Source organism: Thalassobacterium sedimentorum, from assembly GCF_031127905.1.
Classification (GTDB): Bacteria; Verrucomicrobiota; Verrucomicrobiia; order Opitutales; family Coraliomargaritaceae; genus Thalassobacterium; species Thalassobacterium sedimentorum.
Map to the genome: position 1 here is coordinate 90421 of NZ_JARXIC010000002.1, position 15936 is coordinate 106356.

Sequence of the window (15936 nt, forward strand, 5' to 3'; positions counted from 1 at the left end):
ATGAATACTGATCCCCTACACAACGGACTCCCCCTCACCTTTCCTCTTTGGTCAGAGAATACGCCGTTAGCTGGCGAAGCGCTGCCGGGCCTGCCTCGCCTCACGGTATATTTACCAAGTGAAGAACTGCGCAGCGGCCAAGCTATGATCACCTGTCCCGGTGGTGGTTACGGCCATCTTTCAACCCCGAAGGAGGGCCATCGCATCGCTCGCTTTCTCAGCTCGCACGGTCACGCAGCTGCGGTGCTCGAAAACCGCTACGCACCCTACCAACACCCAATCCCGTTGCTCGATGCACAACGTGCCATACGTACCTTACGCCATTATGCCAATGAATGGTCTATCAACCCTGAACAAATCGGCATTATGGGTTTCTCTGCCGGAGGGCATTTAGCTGGCACTGCAGCCACACTGCCACAAGCCCAGGAAGGCATCGTCAATGACAGCATTGATCAACAATCCAGTCGTCCAGATTTTGCCGCACTGATCTACCCCGTCGTGAGCCTAAATACACCCTGCACTCATTTCGGCTCACGCGACAACTTACTCGGCGCCGATGCGGACCCTAAACTGATCGAGCAACTTAGCCTGGAAAATGCCGTCAATGAACAAACACCCCCTACTTTACTGGTGCATACCAACGAAGATGAAGGCGTTCCACCTGAAAACAGTATCTTATTTTATCAAGCACTGCGCAAAAATAAAATTCCTGCCGAGCTACACATCTACGAGAAAGAAGGCCACGGCATCGGTCTTGCCAAGAATCACCCATGGGGGCGAGCTTTGCTACAGTGGATGAGCAATCGACTATAAGTCGACCAGCGGCGTACCTAAATCATTCGTTTTCTTGAGCAAATTTACAAAATTTCGCACAAGTCGGGCTTGTGTATTTTTCCGCCACACCGCGGACAGGGTAATCTTCAAATCGTCTCCGGTCTCCTGCAATGGTAACAACACCAGATGTGGATAAATCTTGGCAAAACGCGGAAAAACAAAAGCTACGCCGTAATTTCCCGACACCATTGCCATCAATAAATCCGCAGTCACCACCCACTTAACCGGTGTATGCCGAATCTTGCGTACGGAAAAAAGCCCCTCGGTCAAACGAGTATGCATATCCCGAAAATCACGGTCTCCAACACAAAAGATGTCTTCAGAACATAAGTCCTGTAATGACACCACCGTGCGCTGAGCCAAGGGATGATATTGGCTTAGAGCCACATGCAACACAGACTCGGCGACGACTTCTGAGTCGAAGCCATCTGGCAATTTTCCCTGCATCTGAAATGAAAACCCTAAATGCACCGTCCCCGCCTGCAGCTCTGTTAGCAAATCGCGAAATCCCAAGTCATGTAAGCTCACTTGTACTTTGGGATACTCGATCCTAAATTCGGCCAAAGCATCCGCTAGCAAGCCCACCGACATGCTGCCCATCCCAGCAATGTGTAAATTGCCACGCCGCCCCGCTGCCGCACTTTGCGTCAACTCAACCGCCACATCGACCCGCTCCAAAATCTCACGTGCTTCCTCTAACAGCACAGCGCCCGCTTCAGTCAACCTAGTGCCGCCAGTATTCCGATCAAATAACCGCGCTCCGATCGACTCCTCCAAATCCCGAATCTGTCGACTCAAAGCTGGCTGTGCCACATGCAAACGTTCTGAGGCATGCCGAAAGTTGAGTGTCTCAGCGACTGCTACAAAATACTTCAAATGTCGCAATTCCATGCCATCGTTGATACCTTTTAGTTATCAGACTGCAAGCAACAAAGTCTTATGCTAATACCGATAATTGAGGTATATTAGTAAGTTTAACAGGAGAAACCAATCGAGCACCATCAGGGGCTCTTTTTTTATTTATGAAAAAACATACTGACTCATTCAAAAATGGCTTAAAAGCCAGCCTCGCGCTGCTAGCTCTCACACTCGTCAGTGCGTGTAGCCAAGATGATGACGCCCCCAACACGACCAGTAATACAGCACCTCAGACCATGCCAGTTAAGGTGCAAACAGTCCAAACAGAATCAGTCACATTGCACCGCGAACTGCCAGGGCGCACAGCTCCGTTCCGAGTCGCACAAGTGCGCGCCCGAGTTAGCGGTATTATTGAAAAACGTTTATTCGAAGAAGGTTCCGAGGTAGCAGCTGGCCAACTTCTCTTTGAAATCGACCCTGCACCCTATCAAGCACAACTCGATTCCGCCCAAGCCAATCTGGCTCGCGCGAAAGCAAGTTATGAGGCCTCACAGTCGCAAGCAGAACGCTTCAAGAAATTAGTAAAGACCAATGCCATTTCGCAGCAAAACTACGACGACGCCCGTGCCTCAGCCTTATCACTCAAGGCTGAAATCGCGGCCGCTCAAGCGGCAGTCGATACCGCTCAAATTAACTTAGACTACACCAAAGTCACAGCCCCAATCAATGGACGCATTGGCCGGGCGGAAGTAACCGAAGGGGCCTACGTGCAACAAGCGACTGCCACCCTACTCGCAACCATTCAACAAATCGACACGCTCTATGTGGACCTAAACGAGTCGGCCGAAGAGATTCTTCAATTAAAAACAGCTCTAGAGTCGGGCCAACTCGATCGTAATAAGGAAGGGCAGACCGAAGTTCAAATTCTCCTCAACGATGGCAGCGTCTTACCTCAAACAGGCTCGCTGCAATTTTCGGATATCACGGTCAATACCTCAACTGGTACGGTAATGCTGCGCGCTACAGTACCTAACCCAGACAGCAACCTCCTACCGGGTATGTTTGTTCGCGCTCGCATTACCGAAGGCACCGATCCGAATGCAATTCTAGTGCCACAATCATTAGTCAGTCGCAACAATCGTGGCGAACCAGTCGTAATCCTGGTCAATGACGAAAATATCATCGAGCAACGCACCATAACCACAAGTCGAACGGTGGGTGACGCATGGCTCGTCTCCAGCGGCTTACAAGCGGGCGAGCGCCTACTAATTAACAATCGTCAAAAAGTTCGTCCTGGCATGAGCGTCCAAATCGTTCCCACCGAAGCAACATCTGCTGCGACACCCGACAATAAATAGCAGTCAGCATTCGCTCCCTGAGATTTCTCAATCCATTAAGACCAATTTATTATGGCACGTTTTTTCATCGACCGTCCCGTGTTCGCATGGGTGATCGCCATCATTATTATGGTGGCGGGCATATTATCCATCCAATCGCTCCCCATTGCGCAATACCCGAGTATCGCGCCACCTGCCATCAGTATACAAGGCTCCTATCCTGGTGCATCCGCCAAGACGCTGGAAGACACCGTGACTCAGGTGATTGAACAGAATATGAGCGGACTCGACCACCTGCGCTACATCGAGTCGTCCAGCGATTCAACGGGGAGCTTCGAAGTGACCTTAACCTTCAACGCCGAAGCCGATCCTGACATTGCCCAAGTGCAAGTTCAGAACAAGCTCTCACTGGCAACCGCCCTGCTCCCGCAAGAGGTACAGCAACTGGGGCTACAGGTAACCAAGTCGGTGCGTAATTTCTTATTAGTGGTGGCATTTCGCTCGAATGACGGTAGTCTAAGTGCCTCCGATATTGGCGACTATGTCATCAGTAACATCAAGGAGCCACTCAGCCGGGTACAAGGTGTCGGCGAAATTCAAGCTTTTGGTACGCAATACGCCATGCGTATCTGGCTCAACCCGGACAAACTCAATAACTTTGGACTAATGCCCTCAGACATCGCGGCGGCCATCCAGGTGCAAAATGCACAAGTCTCCGCAGGTGAGCTAGGTGCCCGCCCCTCCGTGCCAGGACAGTTGCTCAACGCGACGATTACGGCTCAAACCCGCTTGGAAACTCCGGAGCAATTTGAAAACATTCTGTTGCGCGTAAACGAAGACGGCTCACAAATCCGCTTGCGCGATGTCGCCCGCGTTGAAATTGGCAGTGAAAACTACGTCACCGAATCGCGCTTCAACAAGGCTCCTGCGTCAGGTATGGCGATTCGCCCCGCCACCGGAGCAAACGCACTAGAAGCAGTGGACGCAATCAAAGCTAGGATCGCCGAACTCGAACCCTTCTTCCCTCCCAGTTTGGAAGTCGTTTACCCGCTCGACACAACCCCCTTTGTTCGCATTTCGATCCATGAAGTGGTCAAAACCTTAGTCGAAGCCGTCGTGCTGGTCTTTTTGGTAATGTATCTCTTTCTACAGAATTTCCGCGCGACACTCATCCCCACCATAGCTGTCCCCGTGGTCATACTCGGTACTTTCGGCGTCATGGCTGCCGCCGGCTTTAGTATCAATACACTCACCTTGTTTGGAGTCGTACTGGCGATCGGACTCCTAGTAGACGACGCCATTGTGGTGGTGGAAAATGTGGAACGTGTGATGAGCGAAGAAGGTTTATCGCCCAAAGAGGCCACTAAGAAGTCGATGAGGCAAATCACCAGTGCCTTAGTGGGCATTGGTCTCGTACTCTCCGCCGTGTTCATTCCGATGGCCTTCTTCGGTGGTTCAACCGGGGTGATCTACCGCCAGTTTTCAATTACCATTGTTTCGGCGATGGCCCTTTCCGTGCTAGTGGCGATCGTGCTGACACCTGCACTGTGCGCCACGATGCTCAAACCCGTCACTGCAGGCCACCATCACCAAAAGCGTGGCTTTTTCGGCTGGTTTAACCGCAGTTTTGATCGCAATGCCGACCGCTACCGCAGCAGTCTCGATTATTTAATTCATCACAAAGTGAAGGCATTCTTCATCTATGCGCTGATCGTAGCGGCCTTAGTCTTCATCTATGGCAAGGTGCCAACTGGCTTCCTGCCTGAAGAAGATCAAGGCATTATTTTCGCACAGGCACAATTGCCCCCGGGATCCACACACGAACAAACGCTCCAAGTGCTCGAAAAGATGGAGGACTACTTCTTGGTTAACGAGAAGGAGAATGTCGAAGGCATGTTTGGCGTCACCGGCTTCAACTTTTCTGGTCGTGGACAGAATCAAGCCTTTGCTTTCGTGCGTTTGAAAGACTGGGAAGAACGCAGCAAGCCAGAGCAAAAAGCCTTCGCGGTACAAGAGCGGGCTTTAATGCACTTCTTACAATTCGACGATGCCTTTGCCTTCGCCTTCGTGCCTCCTGCAGTACTGGAGCTCGGCTCGGCCACTGGCTTCGACCTGCGCTTAACCGATAATGCCGCACTCGGACACGAAGCGTTGATCAACGCACGCAACCAATTGTTAGGACTTGCCGCTCAAAACCCAAAATTGCGCAATGTACGCCCCAATGGACTCAACGATACACCCCAATTTAAAATCGACATCGACCACGAAAAAGCCTCCGCCTTAGGCGTATCGATCGCCGACATCAACAGCACGCTCTCCGCAGCATGGGGCTCATCCTATGTCAATGATTTCATCGACCGCGGCCGCGTCAAACGTGTCTACATGCAAGCCGATGCACCCTACCGCATGCAACCAGAAGACTTCGACAGCTGGTATATCCGCAATCAAAAGGGGCAAATGGTGCCATTTAGCGCCTTTTCAAGCACCCACTGGACACTCGGCTCACCCAAGCTGGAACGTTTCAATGGTATTTCTTCGGTCTCGATCGGGGGTGAGCCCGCAGCGAACATCAGTTCAGGCGAAGCGATGGCAATCATCGAAGACTTAGTCACGCAACTACCTGCGGGCATCGGCCTCGAATGGGCCGGCCTCTCCTACGAAGAACGTCTCTCTGGCTCGCAAGCTCCTTTACTCTACAGTATTTCGCTCTTAGTGGTCTTCCTCTGCCTCGCGGCGCTCTATGAAAGCTGGTCGGTGCCCGCGTCCGTCATTCTAATCGTTCCACTTGGGGTGCTGGGCACCTTGCTGGCTGCCATGCTACGTGGCCTACCCAATGACGTCTATTTCCAAGTCGGCTTACTGACCATAGTGGGTCTCTCGTGTAAAAACGCCATCCTGATCGTTGAGTTTGCAAAGGATGCCTACGACCAAGGCATGAATCTCTTCGAGGCTGCCAGTCATGCGGCACGTCTACGACTACGGCCCATTTTGATGACTTCGCTGGCCTTTGGCTGCGGCGTCTTGCCCTTGGCACTCAGCACTGGAGCCGGCTCTGGCAGTCAAAACGCCATCGGCACAGGCGTGATCGGCGGCACCCTAACTTCAACCTTCCTCGGCGTCATCTTCGTCCCGATCTTTTTCGTGATCATAGTTAAATTTTTTCGGGTCAAACCGAAGGCAGCTTCAGCATCAGATTCTTAATATGTTCAAAACAACTATTCCAGCCCTCGGACTCGTCCTACTCTCCGGCTGCTCCATGGCACCGGACTATCAACGTCCCGCTGCGCCCGTCGCCGAGAGTTACTCAGGTGCTCAAACCACGACATCCAATAGCAGCCAACACGTACCGGATTGGCAGCAATTCTACCAGGAGCCAGAGTTGCAAGCTTTGATCGAATTGGCCCTCGTCAACAACCGTGACCTACGTATTAACGAGCTTAGTACCGAGCAATTACGTGCCTACTTTCGCATACAGCGCTCCGCTCTACTACCGAATCTAGATGCAGCTGGCAATGGCACGCGCCAACGCAGCCCTGCCGACCTCACTTATACAGGTGATAGCAGCATCAGCAGCAGCTATCAAGTAGGCCTGCAAATGCCCGCCTACGAACTCGACTTCTTTGGGCGCGTGCAGAGCCTACGCGATGAAGCCTTACAGCAATATCTCGCCTCAGAAACAGCACAAGCTAGCGTAGAGCTCAGCCTGATCACAAGCGTCGCGAATCAATACCACACATTGCTCGCCCTGCGCGAGCAACGGGCACTCGCCAGCGAGGGTAAAGCAGCTGCCCGAAAGGCTTACAAAATTAACAAAGACAGCTTCGACGGCGGTGTCGGCACCGAGCTCGACCTCCGCACGGCAGAAGCTCAGCTCGAAGCTTATCGAGCCAGCGAAATTGCCTTCCAAGAGCAAGTGCGCCAAGCAGAGAACCGGCTAGGCGAACTACTTGGCACTACAATACCAACCTCAGTAAAAGCATCCGACGCGACTCTAGCGAATAGCAACATGTCTACCGACTTACCAGTGGGCCTGCCTTCGGAGTTACTGGTGCGCCGTCCCGACATCCGAGCAGCGGAGCACGTGCTACAAGCGGCCAATGCGAAAATCGGTGCTGCTCGCGCCACCTTCTTTCCCTCGGTCAAACTGACTGCATTTGGAGGCACCGCGAGCAGCGAACTGTCGGGGCTCTTTGAAAGTGGCTCTGCAGCATGGAGCTTTGCTCCTCAAATCACGCTGCCGATTTTCGCCGGTGGCCGCAATAAAGCAAACCTCCAGGTCGCCGAATTACAGAAACAAATCGAAATCGCGAATTACGAAAAATCTATTCAAACCGCATTTCGTGAAGTCGCCGACGCACTCGCCGTGCGCAGCACCATCGATCAAAGAATTGAAGCCCAAGCTGCTCGTGTCGAAGCCGCCCGTCGGCGCAACGAGTTAAGCGACCAACGCTTTGAAGCGGGGATCGACAGCTTTTTACCAGTGCTACTGGCACAGCAAGAACTCTTTGCTGCCAAACAAGACCTCGTCCGCGCCCAATTGGATCGCTTGACCAGTCAAACGGCCCTATTCGCTGCCCTTGGTGGCGGTTGGGAAGAGTAATCGGACAACTTTGCAACTGCCTAGTCGATTTGACTTAGGAATTTTAAGATGTTGAGCGAGTGGTCGCCAATGCTTTCAATATTATTTAAGATATCGATGTAGAGCATTTCTGATTTAATATTGGCGGGATCACTCATGCGACGAACTGCTTCGCGGCGTAGCTTTTTGCGGGAGGCGTCGATCGTTTCTTCCAGGTGCATCGCTGTTTCAATGTCAGCCGATGTGACTTTCTTGCTGAGGCATTGGATGTAGAAGCTCATGAACTGGTCGACTGGCATACTGAAGTTGCGGATGGCGGCCTGGGTGGCCACAGGGAGCACTCGTTTTTTACGATATTTCCGTTCGGCAAGTTTGACCAAATCGAGTGCGTTATCACAAATTTCCTCAAGTTCGGAAATCACGCGGAGCATGACGGTGACTTCATTGAGTCGCTCACGACTAAGTTCGGAAGAAGTGCAGTAAATCAGATATTGAGTAATGTCGAAAGCGAGGCGATCGCTGCGCTCCTCCATGGCTTTGAGCTCTTTGACACGACTGCTTAGGTCCATATCTGGAGATTCGTAAACTTCATTAAAGCCTCGAAACATCTCGCGGGTGAGTTCGGCCATGCGCTTGATTTCACGTTCAGCTTCAGCTAGATTTATTTCGCCGGTCTGTGGCAAGTTGGGGGCTTGGTATTGAATATGTGTGCCGCCGAGGTCTGGGGCAGTTTTATCACCCACCATTTTGGTTGCGAGGTAAGCGAGCTGCGGTACAAACCATGACAAGATGAAGATATTTATGAGATTAAACAACGAGTGAAACGCGGCTAGGTGGTAAAGCGTGTGTTCGGGGGCGCTGGCGAGGCCAGGGGTGATTTTATCAATGAAGTCGGTGAAAAAGCCGAAGATGCAAAGTATCCAACAGACCCCGATAATATTGAGTATAAAATGCGCGCGAGCGGCGCGTTTAGCCTCCACGCCGCCAGTCACGGCCGCAAGATTAGCAGTAATGGTCGTGCCAACGTTTTCACCGAGCACAATCGCGGCTGCATCTTCGTAGCCGATCCAGCCCTTTGCGACCAGTGTCAGGGTGATCGCCCCGGCAACTGAAGAGGACTGTACCATGATCGTTAAGATAACGCCGAAAATAAAGAAAATAGCAACCGATCCGATCCCATGTCCTGTCCAGTCGGCAAGAAAGGCAAATAGCTCTGGGTTTGTCGCCATATCGGGGACCGAGCTCTTTAGGAAATTTAATCCGAGAAATAAGATGCCGAAACCAATCAATGCTTCGCCGCCGTTGCGCACTTTCGGAGTGCGAAAGAAGATCATCGCGACGCCAATGCCGACACAGGGCAACGCGATTGAGTTTAGGCTGAATTTAAAGCCAAGTATCGCCACAACCCAAAAGGTGGTAGTTGTGCCAAGGTTCGCGCCCATGATCATGCCGATAGACTCGCGTAAGGTCAACAGCTTCGCATTGACAAAACTGACGATCATCACGGTAGTCGCGCTAGATGACTGGACTAGTGTGGTCATTAGAGTCCCACTAATAACTCCTGAAAGGCGGTTTCGCGTCATATTCGCGATCAAGGCGCGGAGCCCCTCGCCAGAGACCTTTTGAAGCCCTTCACTCATTACTTTCATGCCATAGAGGAAGAGGCCTAGGCTGCCAAAAATTGCGAAAAGTGTCGAAAACATATACTGTGGGTTTGTTGCAAAATACTCTATCAAATGTCACGGAAGTGTGACAGCAATGAAAAAGCATCTGCACTCAGAAGTTGCGTCTGATGCACATGGGCTTGTCTTTGATGAGTGTGACTAAAAAATCGTTGTGCTTCTATTATTGAGACAGTCTTCTGATGAAGACTCTACCTACGCTCAAACACCTCAGCACTTGCCGAACCTCCAGCCAAACTCCCGACCGCATCCGATGCATTTCGGACGCTTTGATTACGCAGCGTTTCTAACCTTCTTTGCTTACGCGGCGGGCTCGGTGATCGTGCCAGTTAGCTTAGTGGAGCTGGCACATGAGCTCGGGTTTTCGCTCGAAGATGGAGGCATGACTGCTGGAGGCGCGCTCCAAATTGGACGCACAGTTCCCATGGTGCTCGCGATGCTGCTGGTCGGCTTTATCGCAGGGCGCTGGGGCAACCGCAGCACGCTCGGCTCTTCTGTGTTACTAATGAGTGCGGGCATCGCGCTCTGTTCTATTGCACCGACTTATGGCATCTTATTTTGCGCACTGGTGCTAGCAGGATTCGGCGAAGGCGTGATCGAAGGGCTCGCCACTCCTTTTGTAAAAGACCTACACCCACGCGAACCGGGCCGTTACATCAATCTAACTCACTCGTTCTGGTCGGTCGGTGTGCTGGCCACCGTCTTACTTTCTGGTGGCCTACTCAGTCTCGGCGTCTCCTGGCGAATACTAACCGCAGTGATTGCGCTAATCGCTTGCACTGCTGCCGCATTGATTTTGATTCCCGCCAAAGATGGCGCACATGCAGTCATCCACCAGCCGCTGTCGCCGAAGACCATCTGGGTGCAGGCACTACAAATACTCAAATTCCCGCACTTCTGGAGATATTATGCCGCCATGTTTTTAGCCGGAGGTGGGGAATTCTGCCTGACTTTCTGGAGTGCCAGTCACATCCGCTTAAACTTCGAGGCCTCCGCTTGGGCTGGAGGTGTAGGCGTCGCCTGCTTCGCCTTAGCCATGGTCATCGGGCGCATGGCCAGTGGCTATTTCATCCCGCAAAATGGGCTGCGAAAACTGATTTTCATTGCGGCAATACTTGGCACGCTCGTCTGTGTTTTGTTGCCGCTCAGCCCCAACATTTGGGTCTTTGACGCTCTGCTCTTTTTGGCTGGGCTAGCCACGGCCCCTTTCTGGCCCAGCATTCAGAGCTATGCTGCCCACAATACGCCCAATCTGGATAGCACCATGCTTCTCATCCTGCTCTCCTGCGCTGGTGTCCCTGGCTGTGGTGTGTTCACCTACTTAATGGGCGCTCTAGGTAATCAATCAGGCAGCTTGACGCATGCATTCTACTTAGTGCCTGCTGCTTACCTGCTGATCGCCTTACTCATTGGCTTTGAGCGCTCAAAAGATTGATCGCTCCGCGAGAAATCAAAATCACGCTCCACTTAACACAGCATTATAGTCATTGACAGTCTGAAAGCTTTACCCCTTAAACAAAGGAATCGCGTAACGGCGTGTGCTTCCCTGATGCTCAGCATCAACTGCCCGCATTGAATCCGACTGGTCGTCGGTCTTTCCGCTGAAACGCTTCTCCTCTATTTGCACTAGAAATCTATCTGGTCACAGACGACCTGTTTAAGCTGGTCTCCCAATTCTATACAATCTACTCACGCATTCACGCGCCGACACATGAGCCAAGACAATTCATCGACGGAAACATCTGCTTCAAAGCAAGCAGCCCCTAAAACGACTCCCCAAAACACGCAGGAAAAGCCCCGCGAGAACGAGATCGCCGTCTCTGGTATTCTTGAAATATTGGACAATAAGACTGGGCAACTCATCGATCCTTCACGCAATGGTAAAACCAAGCCCGATGATCCCTTCGTACCACGCGAACTGATTAAGCGCTTCAAACTCAAACCAGGCAGCCTAATCGAAGGCAAGGCACACCAGAATGATCGCTTCCCAAACCCTAAAGTCCGTTTTATAGACAAAGTCGACGGCGCATTGTTAGAGGAACGCAAAGGCCGTTACAGCTTCCAGCAAATGGTCTCGATCGCTCCGGATGAACAAATTCGTCTCGAAGCTAAAGATGGACGCGTCACCACCCGTATTATGGATCTTTTCTGCCCCATCGGCAAGGGCACCCGCGGGCTCATCGTCGCTCCGCCTCGTACAGGGAAAACCACAATCCTACACGATATTGCCCACGGTGTGATCGAAAACCATCCAGAATGCCACTGCATCGTCTTGCTAGTGGACGAACGCCCGGAAGAGGTCACCGATTTTAAACGTAGCGTGAATGCCGAAATTTATGCATCTTCAAACGACGAAGAACTGGTCAATCACCTGCGCCTAGCCGAACTGGCAATCGAACGTGCCAAACGCCTGGTAGAAGCAGGTAAGGATGTGGTCTTCTTACTGGATTCCATTACACGCTTGGCCCGTGCCTATAATGCCGCATCTGGTAAAGGAGGACGCACAATGACCGGCGGTCTGGATGTCCGCGCCCTCGAAAAGCCACGCCAAATTTTCTCCGCGGCCCGCAATTGTGAAGAAGGCGGCAGCCTCACCATTATTGCCACCGCCCTGATTGAAACAGGCAGTAAGATGGACGAACTGATCTTCCAAGAATTCAAGGGAACGGGTAATATGGAAATGGTACTCGATCGGAAAGCAGCTGAGCTGCGCCTCTGGCCCGCAATCAACTTAAACGCTTCTGGCACTCGTAAGGAGGAGCTACTCCTCTCGGGTAAATACCTCGAAGGAGCTCAATTCCTGCGCCGTGCCCTAGCTGGCCAGAAAATCGAAGACGCAGCCGAAGCGATGATCGATCGCTTCGCGCAAACCAAGACAAATGCAGAATTCTTAAAGTTATTGCAGCGCTAAATGAACCCCCATAGCTATTCCCATCACCTCGGTCTGTTGATCCTGTGAATCGGTCGGTATTGGCAGTATGTTCATACTACATGAGCGACCAAAACTGATGGGCGGTACCACCGCCTGGGAGCAAGTGGCACAGTATGGCCTACCTTTCTTACCAGTAGGCATCATCTCTACCGAATTCGGTCTAGCCGCAGCTCTAACTGAATTAGGCGGCGGTCACTTTTGCATTGGTTCAAAAGCTTAGCAGACTGCATCAGCTCGAACACATAGACTAAGGCAGCGCCTCAACGCGACTGCAGTCGAATCTTGTTTAACTGATGACTACGACAGATATCCATGACTTCCGTGACATAACGAAGTGGCACTTCTTCGTCTGCAACTAATAGAACCGGCAAATCAGGTGTAAGCTCGCCCGCGACTTTAATCGCAGCTTCAAGTGCTGATTTACTAAGCGGACGATCATTCAGGAAAAACGCGCCTGCCGGACTCAGTGCGATCACAACCTGTTCCTGAATCTCATTCTCTCCAGCGGTTTCGATTTTAGGCACCGTGATATTTAATGAACTCACCTGCTTAAACTGCATTGTGACCAAAAAAAAGAACAGCAGCACGGTCAATACGTCCACCAAAGGAACAATATTAATGACTGGTTGCCGCCGACGGCGATTAATTAACTCAGAACTAACGTCCATGTTGAGATGCTTTATTCTGCAGTAGTGCCTGCACAGCGACACCAATACGTACGGCCAGAGACTCCACACGACGCAGCACATAGGCGTGCGCGGCCAAGGCTGGTATCGCAATGGCCAGCCCTAAAATAGTGGTATTAAGCGCCAGCGCAATACCACGAATAAAAGTGGCCGGATCAGGAAGGCCCGTCTCCGCCGAAAAACCGCTGAAGACCTGAGTCAGCCCAGTCACCGTCCCCAATAGACCAATCAGAGGCGCTGCACCAATCACGACCTCCAATAAAAACACACCGCGTTCCATCCGACTCACTTCTAATCGAGCATATGCTTTTAAGGCATCGGCATCAGGCTGTCGGGTATGATAGAATTGGACAATGCGTCCAGCAACCGATGCGCTGTCCCCCTCGATTCCCTCCATGCGACCGGAACTCAAAACAGCCATCCATGAGGCAGGCATCACACGCGACGAGCGCAAAGCAATCAAACGCTCGAAGGTAATAAAAACTGCGATCAACGAACAAAGCGCGAGTGGATAAATAAAGATTCCAGCGTGAATGAAGATGTCCATATGTGAATTGTAGATAAAAACGGTGGCCCAGCAGATCGCCGAATTCAGCACAGCCACTCAAAAGTACGGCACAAGCTAAACCGCGATAAAAAAGGCGCAACCGTAGCTGCGCCTTTTGTCAGTAAAATACAACTGAAGTTCCTTTACTTATAGTACCACCAGCAGTGCATGAATCACCGCTGGAATATAAAACAAGAAGCAAAGAATGATATTGATAACCAAAGACTTACCAGCTCCCGACTTAAGTGCAACAGCAACTGGAGGCAGGAAAATGGCAAGAAGAATGAGTACGATTTTATTATCCATAATTAATACAGTGAGTGTGAATGAGTCGACTTAGACTTTCATAGGCTAGCAGATTAGCTAGCAATGTCACGCCTGCATATAAGGCAGCGCAGCAGCTGTCTGAGTCACCGCATCCGCCCCCACCAGCAGTTCATCCAATGGATCATAATTGCCGCTAAGCAAACTATCACGAGCCCCCGGTTTGATTTCACACACTACGGATTGATCACCATACCAAATCTTATGATCTTCAATATCGATGGTGATTTCGAGCTCTGGGTTCGCTTCAATCGCAGCCGCAAGAATCGCACGGTCCGCATCGCTGGCGATAACGCAAACCACGCCAAGATTAGTGGAATTACCGAAGAAAATTTCAGCAAAACTACCTGCAATCACTGCTTTATAGCCTGCACGTAGAATCGATTGTGGCGCATGCTCACGCGAGCTACCGCAACCGAAGTTGTTTCCGCTCAAAAGAATCGATGCCTCAGCAAAGCGAGGATCATTCAAATTGTGCTTTTTATCTTCGCCGGATTCAGTTTTACGCACGTCGTAAAAGAGATATTCGCCTAAACCGTCAAAGGTAATGCACTTCATGAAACGTGCAGGAATGATGCGATCGGTATCGATGTCGTCGCCGGGAACGAAGACGCCCTTACCGGTAACTTGTTTAATAGGTGTGGATGACATGACTCTAAAAATAGGAATTAAAAGTTAGAAATTAAGAATTTACGGCGGCGAAGCCGAAAACCTCGCGGGCATCGGAGACTTCTCCAGTCACAGCAGCTGCGGCCACCATGAGTGGGCTCATCAACATAGTGCGGCCTGTGGGGCTGCCTTGACGGCCCTTAAAGTTGCGATTCGAAGAACTTGCGCACAACTGATCACCCACCAACTTATCTGGGTTCATAGCCAAACACATGGAGCAGCCTGCAGCACGCCATTCAAAACCAGCTTCGATAAAAATTTTATCCAAACCAAGCTCCTCAGCGATTTTAGCCACGACTTGCGAACCAGGAACTACAATGGCCTGCACTCCTGGTGCAACCTTATGCCCCTGAACGTACTTAGCCACTTCCTGAAAGTCAGAGAGCCGCCCATTGGTGCAAGAACCAATAAATGCCACATTGATTTTCTTACCTTTAATGGGGCTGCCTCCCTCGAACTGCATGTACTCAAGCGCTTCGGCGACCGAATCACGTTCCGACTGAGTCGGCGCATCCGCAACAGTAGGAATGTTCTCTTCAATCCCGACCCCCTGACCAGGGGTAATGCCCCAAGTAACAGTTGGCTGAATTTGCGCAGCATCGATCTCGACAACATCGTCGAATGTGCAATCAGCATCAGATGCAAACGACTTCCACTGCTCAACTGCTGCATCCCAAGCATCGCCCTTCGGTGAATATGGACGTCCCTTCAAATACTCAAAGGTGGTTACATCTGGATTCACATACCCCACACGTGCACCGCCTTCAATCGACATGTTACAGACCGTCATTCGCTCTTCCATGGTGAAGTTATCAAACGTAGTGCCCGCATATTCATATGCATAGCCAGTGCCGCCCTGAGTGCCCAGCAGCCGAATAATGTGTAACACCACATCCTTTGCATAAACACCAGGAGGCAGCGTACCATTCACATTGATCCGACGCACCTTCAACTTGTTCAATGCAATCGTCTGCGTGGCCAAGACATCACGCACCTGACTGGTACCGATACCAAATGCGATCGCACCGAAAGCTCCGTGCGTCGCAGTATGTGAATCACCACACGCGATCGTAGTGCCCGGTTGCGTAATACCTTGCTCAGGACCAACAATGTGCACCACTCCCTGCTTTCCAGTATTGGTATCGAAAAAGGTTACATTGTTGTCAGCACAATTCTTGCGCAATTCTTCAATCATTCCCTGCGCGAGTGGATCACTGTAGGGCTCAACGGCCTCATTGGTCGGCACGATGTGATCCACCGTAGCAAAAGTCCGATGCGGATACTGTACCTTCAGGCCACGGTCGCGGAGCATACCGAAGGCTTGCGGACTCGTCACCTCATGAATGAGGTGGGTGCCGATTAATAATTGCGTTTGACCGTTTGCCAATTGGCGAACCGCGTGCGCGTCCCATACTTTTTCAAATAAGCTTTTGCCCATAATTGTATTCCTAATAAAGAGTGATTCTCAAAAGAGTCTCAATAAGGATA

The 15936-nt window shown here is 51.3% G+C and carries 14 protein-coding genes; 7 read left to right on the forward strand and 7 right to left on the reverse strand.

Annotated elements, in window-relative coordinates:
- Positions 1-813, forward strand: a complete 813-nt coding sequence (locus QEH59_RS01380; RefSeq protein WP_308983569.1) for an alpha/beta hydrolase — start codon at positions 1-3, stop codon at positions 811-813.
- Here QEH59_RS01380 and QEH59_RS01385 read toward each other — a convergent pair.
- Entirely contained in the window at positions 808-1725 is a 918-nt protein-coding gene (locus tag QEH59_RS01385) for a LysR family transcriptional regulator (RefSeq protein ID WP_308983570.1), read from the reverse strand. The genes QEH59_RS01380 and QEH59_RS01385 overlap by 6 nt on opposite strands.
- A gap of 131 nt (positions 1726-1856) precedes the next feature.
- Between QEH59_RS01385 and QEH59_RS01390 the strand changes: the two genes are divergently transcribed.
- The 3 genes from QEH59_RS01390 to QEH59_RS01400 are packed head-to-tail and all read left to right on the forward strand — an operon-like array spanning position 1857 to position 7629.
- Positions 1857-3050, forward strand: coding sequence for an efflux RND transporter periplasmic adaptor subunit (locus QEH59_RS01390; protein WP_308983571.1), 1194 nt, complete (start codon positions 1857-1859; stop codon positions 3048-3050).
- A 51-nt stretch (positions 3051-3101) separates the two neighbouring features.
- On the forward strand, positions 3102-6230 hold the full coding sequence (locus QEH59_RS01395) for an efflux RND transporter permease subunit (RefSeq protein ID WP_308983572.1): 3129 nt from the start codon (positions 3102-3104) through the stop codon (positions 6228-6230).
- 1 nt (position 6231) lies between these two features.
- The gene (locus QEH59_RS01400; protein WP_308983573.1) at positions 6232-7629 is read left to right on the forward strand and encodes an efflux transporter outer membrane subunit; all 1398 of its coding nucleotides are present in this window, start codon (positions 6232-6234) and stop codon (positions 7627-7629) included.
- A 20-nt stretch (positions 7630-7649) separates the two neighbouring features.
- Here the strand turns inward: QEH59_RS01400 and QEH59_RS01405 are convergent, their stop codons facing one another.
- Complete coding sequence (locus QEH59_RS01405) at positions 7650-9311, reverse strand: Na/Pi cotransporter family protein (RefSeq protein WP_308983574.1); 1662 nt, start codon at positions 9309-9311, stop codon at positions 7650-7652.
- 196 nt (positions 9312-9507) lie between these two features.
- Between QEH59_RS01405 and QEH59_RS01410 the strand changes: the two genes are divergently transcribed.
- The 3 genes from QEH59_RS01410 (at position 9508) to QEH59_RS01420 (ending at position 12442) form a co-directional block, all read left to right on the forward strand.
- Positions 9508-10725, forward strand: a complete 1218-nt coding sequence (locus QEH59_RS01410; protein ID WP_308983575.1) for an MFS transporter — start codon at positions 9508-9510, stop codon at positions 10723-10725.
- A 276-nt stretch (positions 10726-11001) separates the two neighbouring features.
- Positions 11002-12201 (forward strand): transcription termination factor Rho, encoded by a 1200-nt coding sequence (gene rho / locus QEH59_RS01415; protein ID WP_308983576.1) that lies wholly within the window; start codon positions 11002-11004, stop codon positions 12199-12201.
- Between the two features lie 67 nt (positions 12202-12268).
- Entirely contained in the window at positions 12269-12442 is a 174-nt protein-coding gene (locus tag QEH59_RS01420) for a hypothetical protein (protein ID WP_308983577.1), read from the forward strand.
- Positions 12443-12482: 40 nt separating this feature from the next.
- Here QEH59_RS01420 and QEH59_RS01425 read toward each other — a convergent pair whose 3' ends face one another.
- The 5 genes from QEH59_RS01425 to leuC all read right to left on the reverse strand — a co-directional run bounded on the left by QEH59_RS01425 (position 12483) and on the right by leuC (position 15886).
- The gene (locus tag QEH59_RS01425) at positions 12483-12890 is read right to left on the reverse strand and encodes an ExbD/TolR family protein (protein WP_308983578.1); all 408 of its coding nucleotides are present in this window, start codon (positions 12888-12890) and stop codon (positions 12483-12485) included.
- Positions 12880-13455: a MotA/TolQ/ExbB proton channel family protein gene (locus tag QEH59_RS01430; RefSeq protein ID WP_308983579.1), complete on the reverse strand. Its 576-nt coding sequence runs from the start codon at positions 13453-13455 to the stop codon at positions 12880-12882. The genes QEH59_RS01425 and QEH59_RS01430 overlap by 11 nt, the downstream gene beginning before the upstream one ends.
- A gap of 147 nt (positions 13456-13602) precedes the next feature.
- Entirely contained in the window at positions 13603-13761 is a 159-nt protein-coding gene (locus QEH59_RS01435; RefSeq protein ID WP_308983580.1) for a YqaE/Pmp3 family membrane protein, read from the reverse strand.
- A 66-nt stretch (positions 13762-13827) separates the two neighbouring features.
- Positions 13828-14430, reverse strand: a complete 603-nt coding sequence (gene leuD, locus QEH59_RS01440; RefSeq protein ID WP_308983581.1) for a 3-isopropylmalate dehydratase small subunit — start codon at positions 14428-14430, stop codon at positions 13828-13830.
- Positions 14431-14461: 31 nt separating this feature from the next.
- Positions 14462-15886: a 3-isopropylmalate dehydratase large subunit gene (leuC, locus tag QEH59_RS01445; RefSeq protein ID WP_308983582.1), complete on the reverse strand. Its 1425-nt coding sequence runs from the start codon at positions 15884-15886 to the stop codon at positions 14462-14464.
- Between the last annotated feature and the right edge of the window lie 50 nt (positions 15887-15936).

Excerpts from the sequence above, each read along its gene's own strand:
- QEH59_RS01430 (WP_308983579.1), bottom strand. The coding sequence starts at position 13,455 with ATGGACATCTTCATTCACGCTGGAATCTTTATTTATCCACTCGCGCTT.
- leuD (WP_308983581.1), bottom strand. The coding sequence starts at position 14,430 with ATGTCATCCACACCTATTAAACAAGTTACCGGTAAGGGCGTCTTCGTT.
- QEH59_RS01420 (WP_308983577.1), top strand. The coding sequence starts at position 12,269 with ATGTTCATACTACATGAGCGACCAAAACTGATGGGCGGTACCACCGCC.
- QEH59_RS01380 (WP_308983569.1), top strand. The coding sequence starts at position 1 with ATGAATACTGATCCCCTACACAACGGACTCCCCCTCACCTTTCCTCTT.
- leuC (WP_308983582.1), bottom strand. The coding sequence starts at position 15,886 with ATGGGCAAAAGCTTATTTGAAAAAGTATGGGACGCGCACGCGGTTCGC.
- QEH59_RS01385 (WP_308983570.1), bottom strand. The coding sequence starts at position 1,725 with ATGGAATTGCGACATTTGAAGTATTTTGTAGCAGTCGCTGAGACACTC.
- QEH59_RS01395 (WP_308983572.1), top strand. The coding sequence starts at position 3,102 with ATGGCACGTTTTTTCATCGACCGTCCCGTGTTCGCATGGGTGATCGCC.
- QEH59_RS01405 (WP_308983574.1), bottom strand. The coding sequence starts at position 9,311 with ATGTTTTCGACACTTTTCGCAATTTTTGGCAGCCTAGGCCTCTTCCTC.
- QEH59_RS01400 (WP_308983573.1), top strand. The coding sequence starts at position 6,232 with ATGTTCAAAACAACTATTCCAGCCCTCGGACTCGTCCTACTCTCCGGC.
- QEH59_RS01425 (WP_308983578.1), bottom strand. The coding sequence starts at position 12,890 with ATGGACGTTAGTTCTGAGTTAATTAATCGCCGTCGGCGGCAACCAGTC.
- QEH59_RS01390 (WP_308983571.1), top strand. The coding sequence starts at position 1,857 with ATGAAAAAACATACTGACTCATTCAAAAATGGCTTAAAAGCCAGCCTC.
- rho (WP_308983576.1), top strand. The coding sequence starts at position 11,002 with ATGAGCCAAGACAATTCATCGACGGAAACATCTGCTTCAAAGCAAGCA.
- QEH59_RS01435 (WP_308983580.1), bottom strand. The coding sequence starts at position 13,761 with ATGGATAATAAAATCGTACTCATTCTTCTTGCCATTTTCCTGCCTCCA.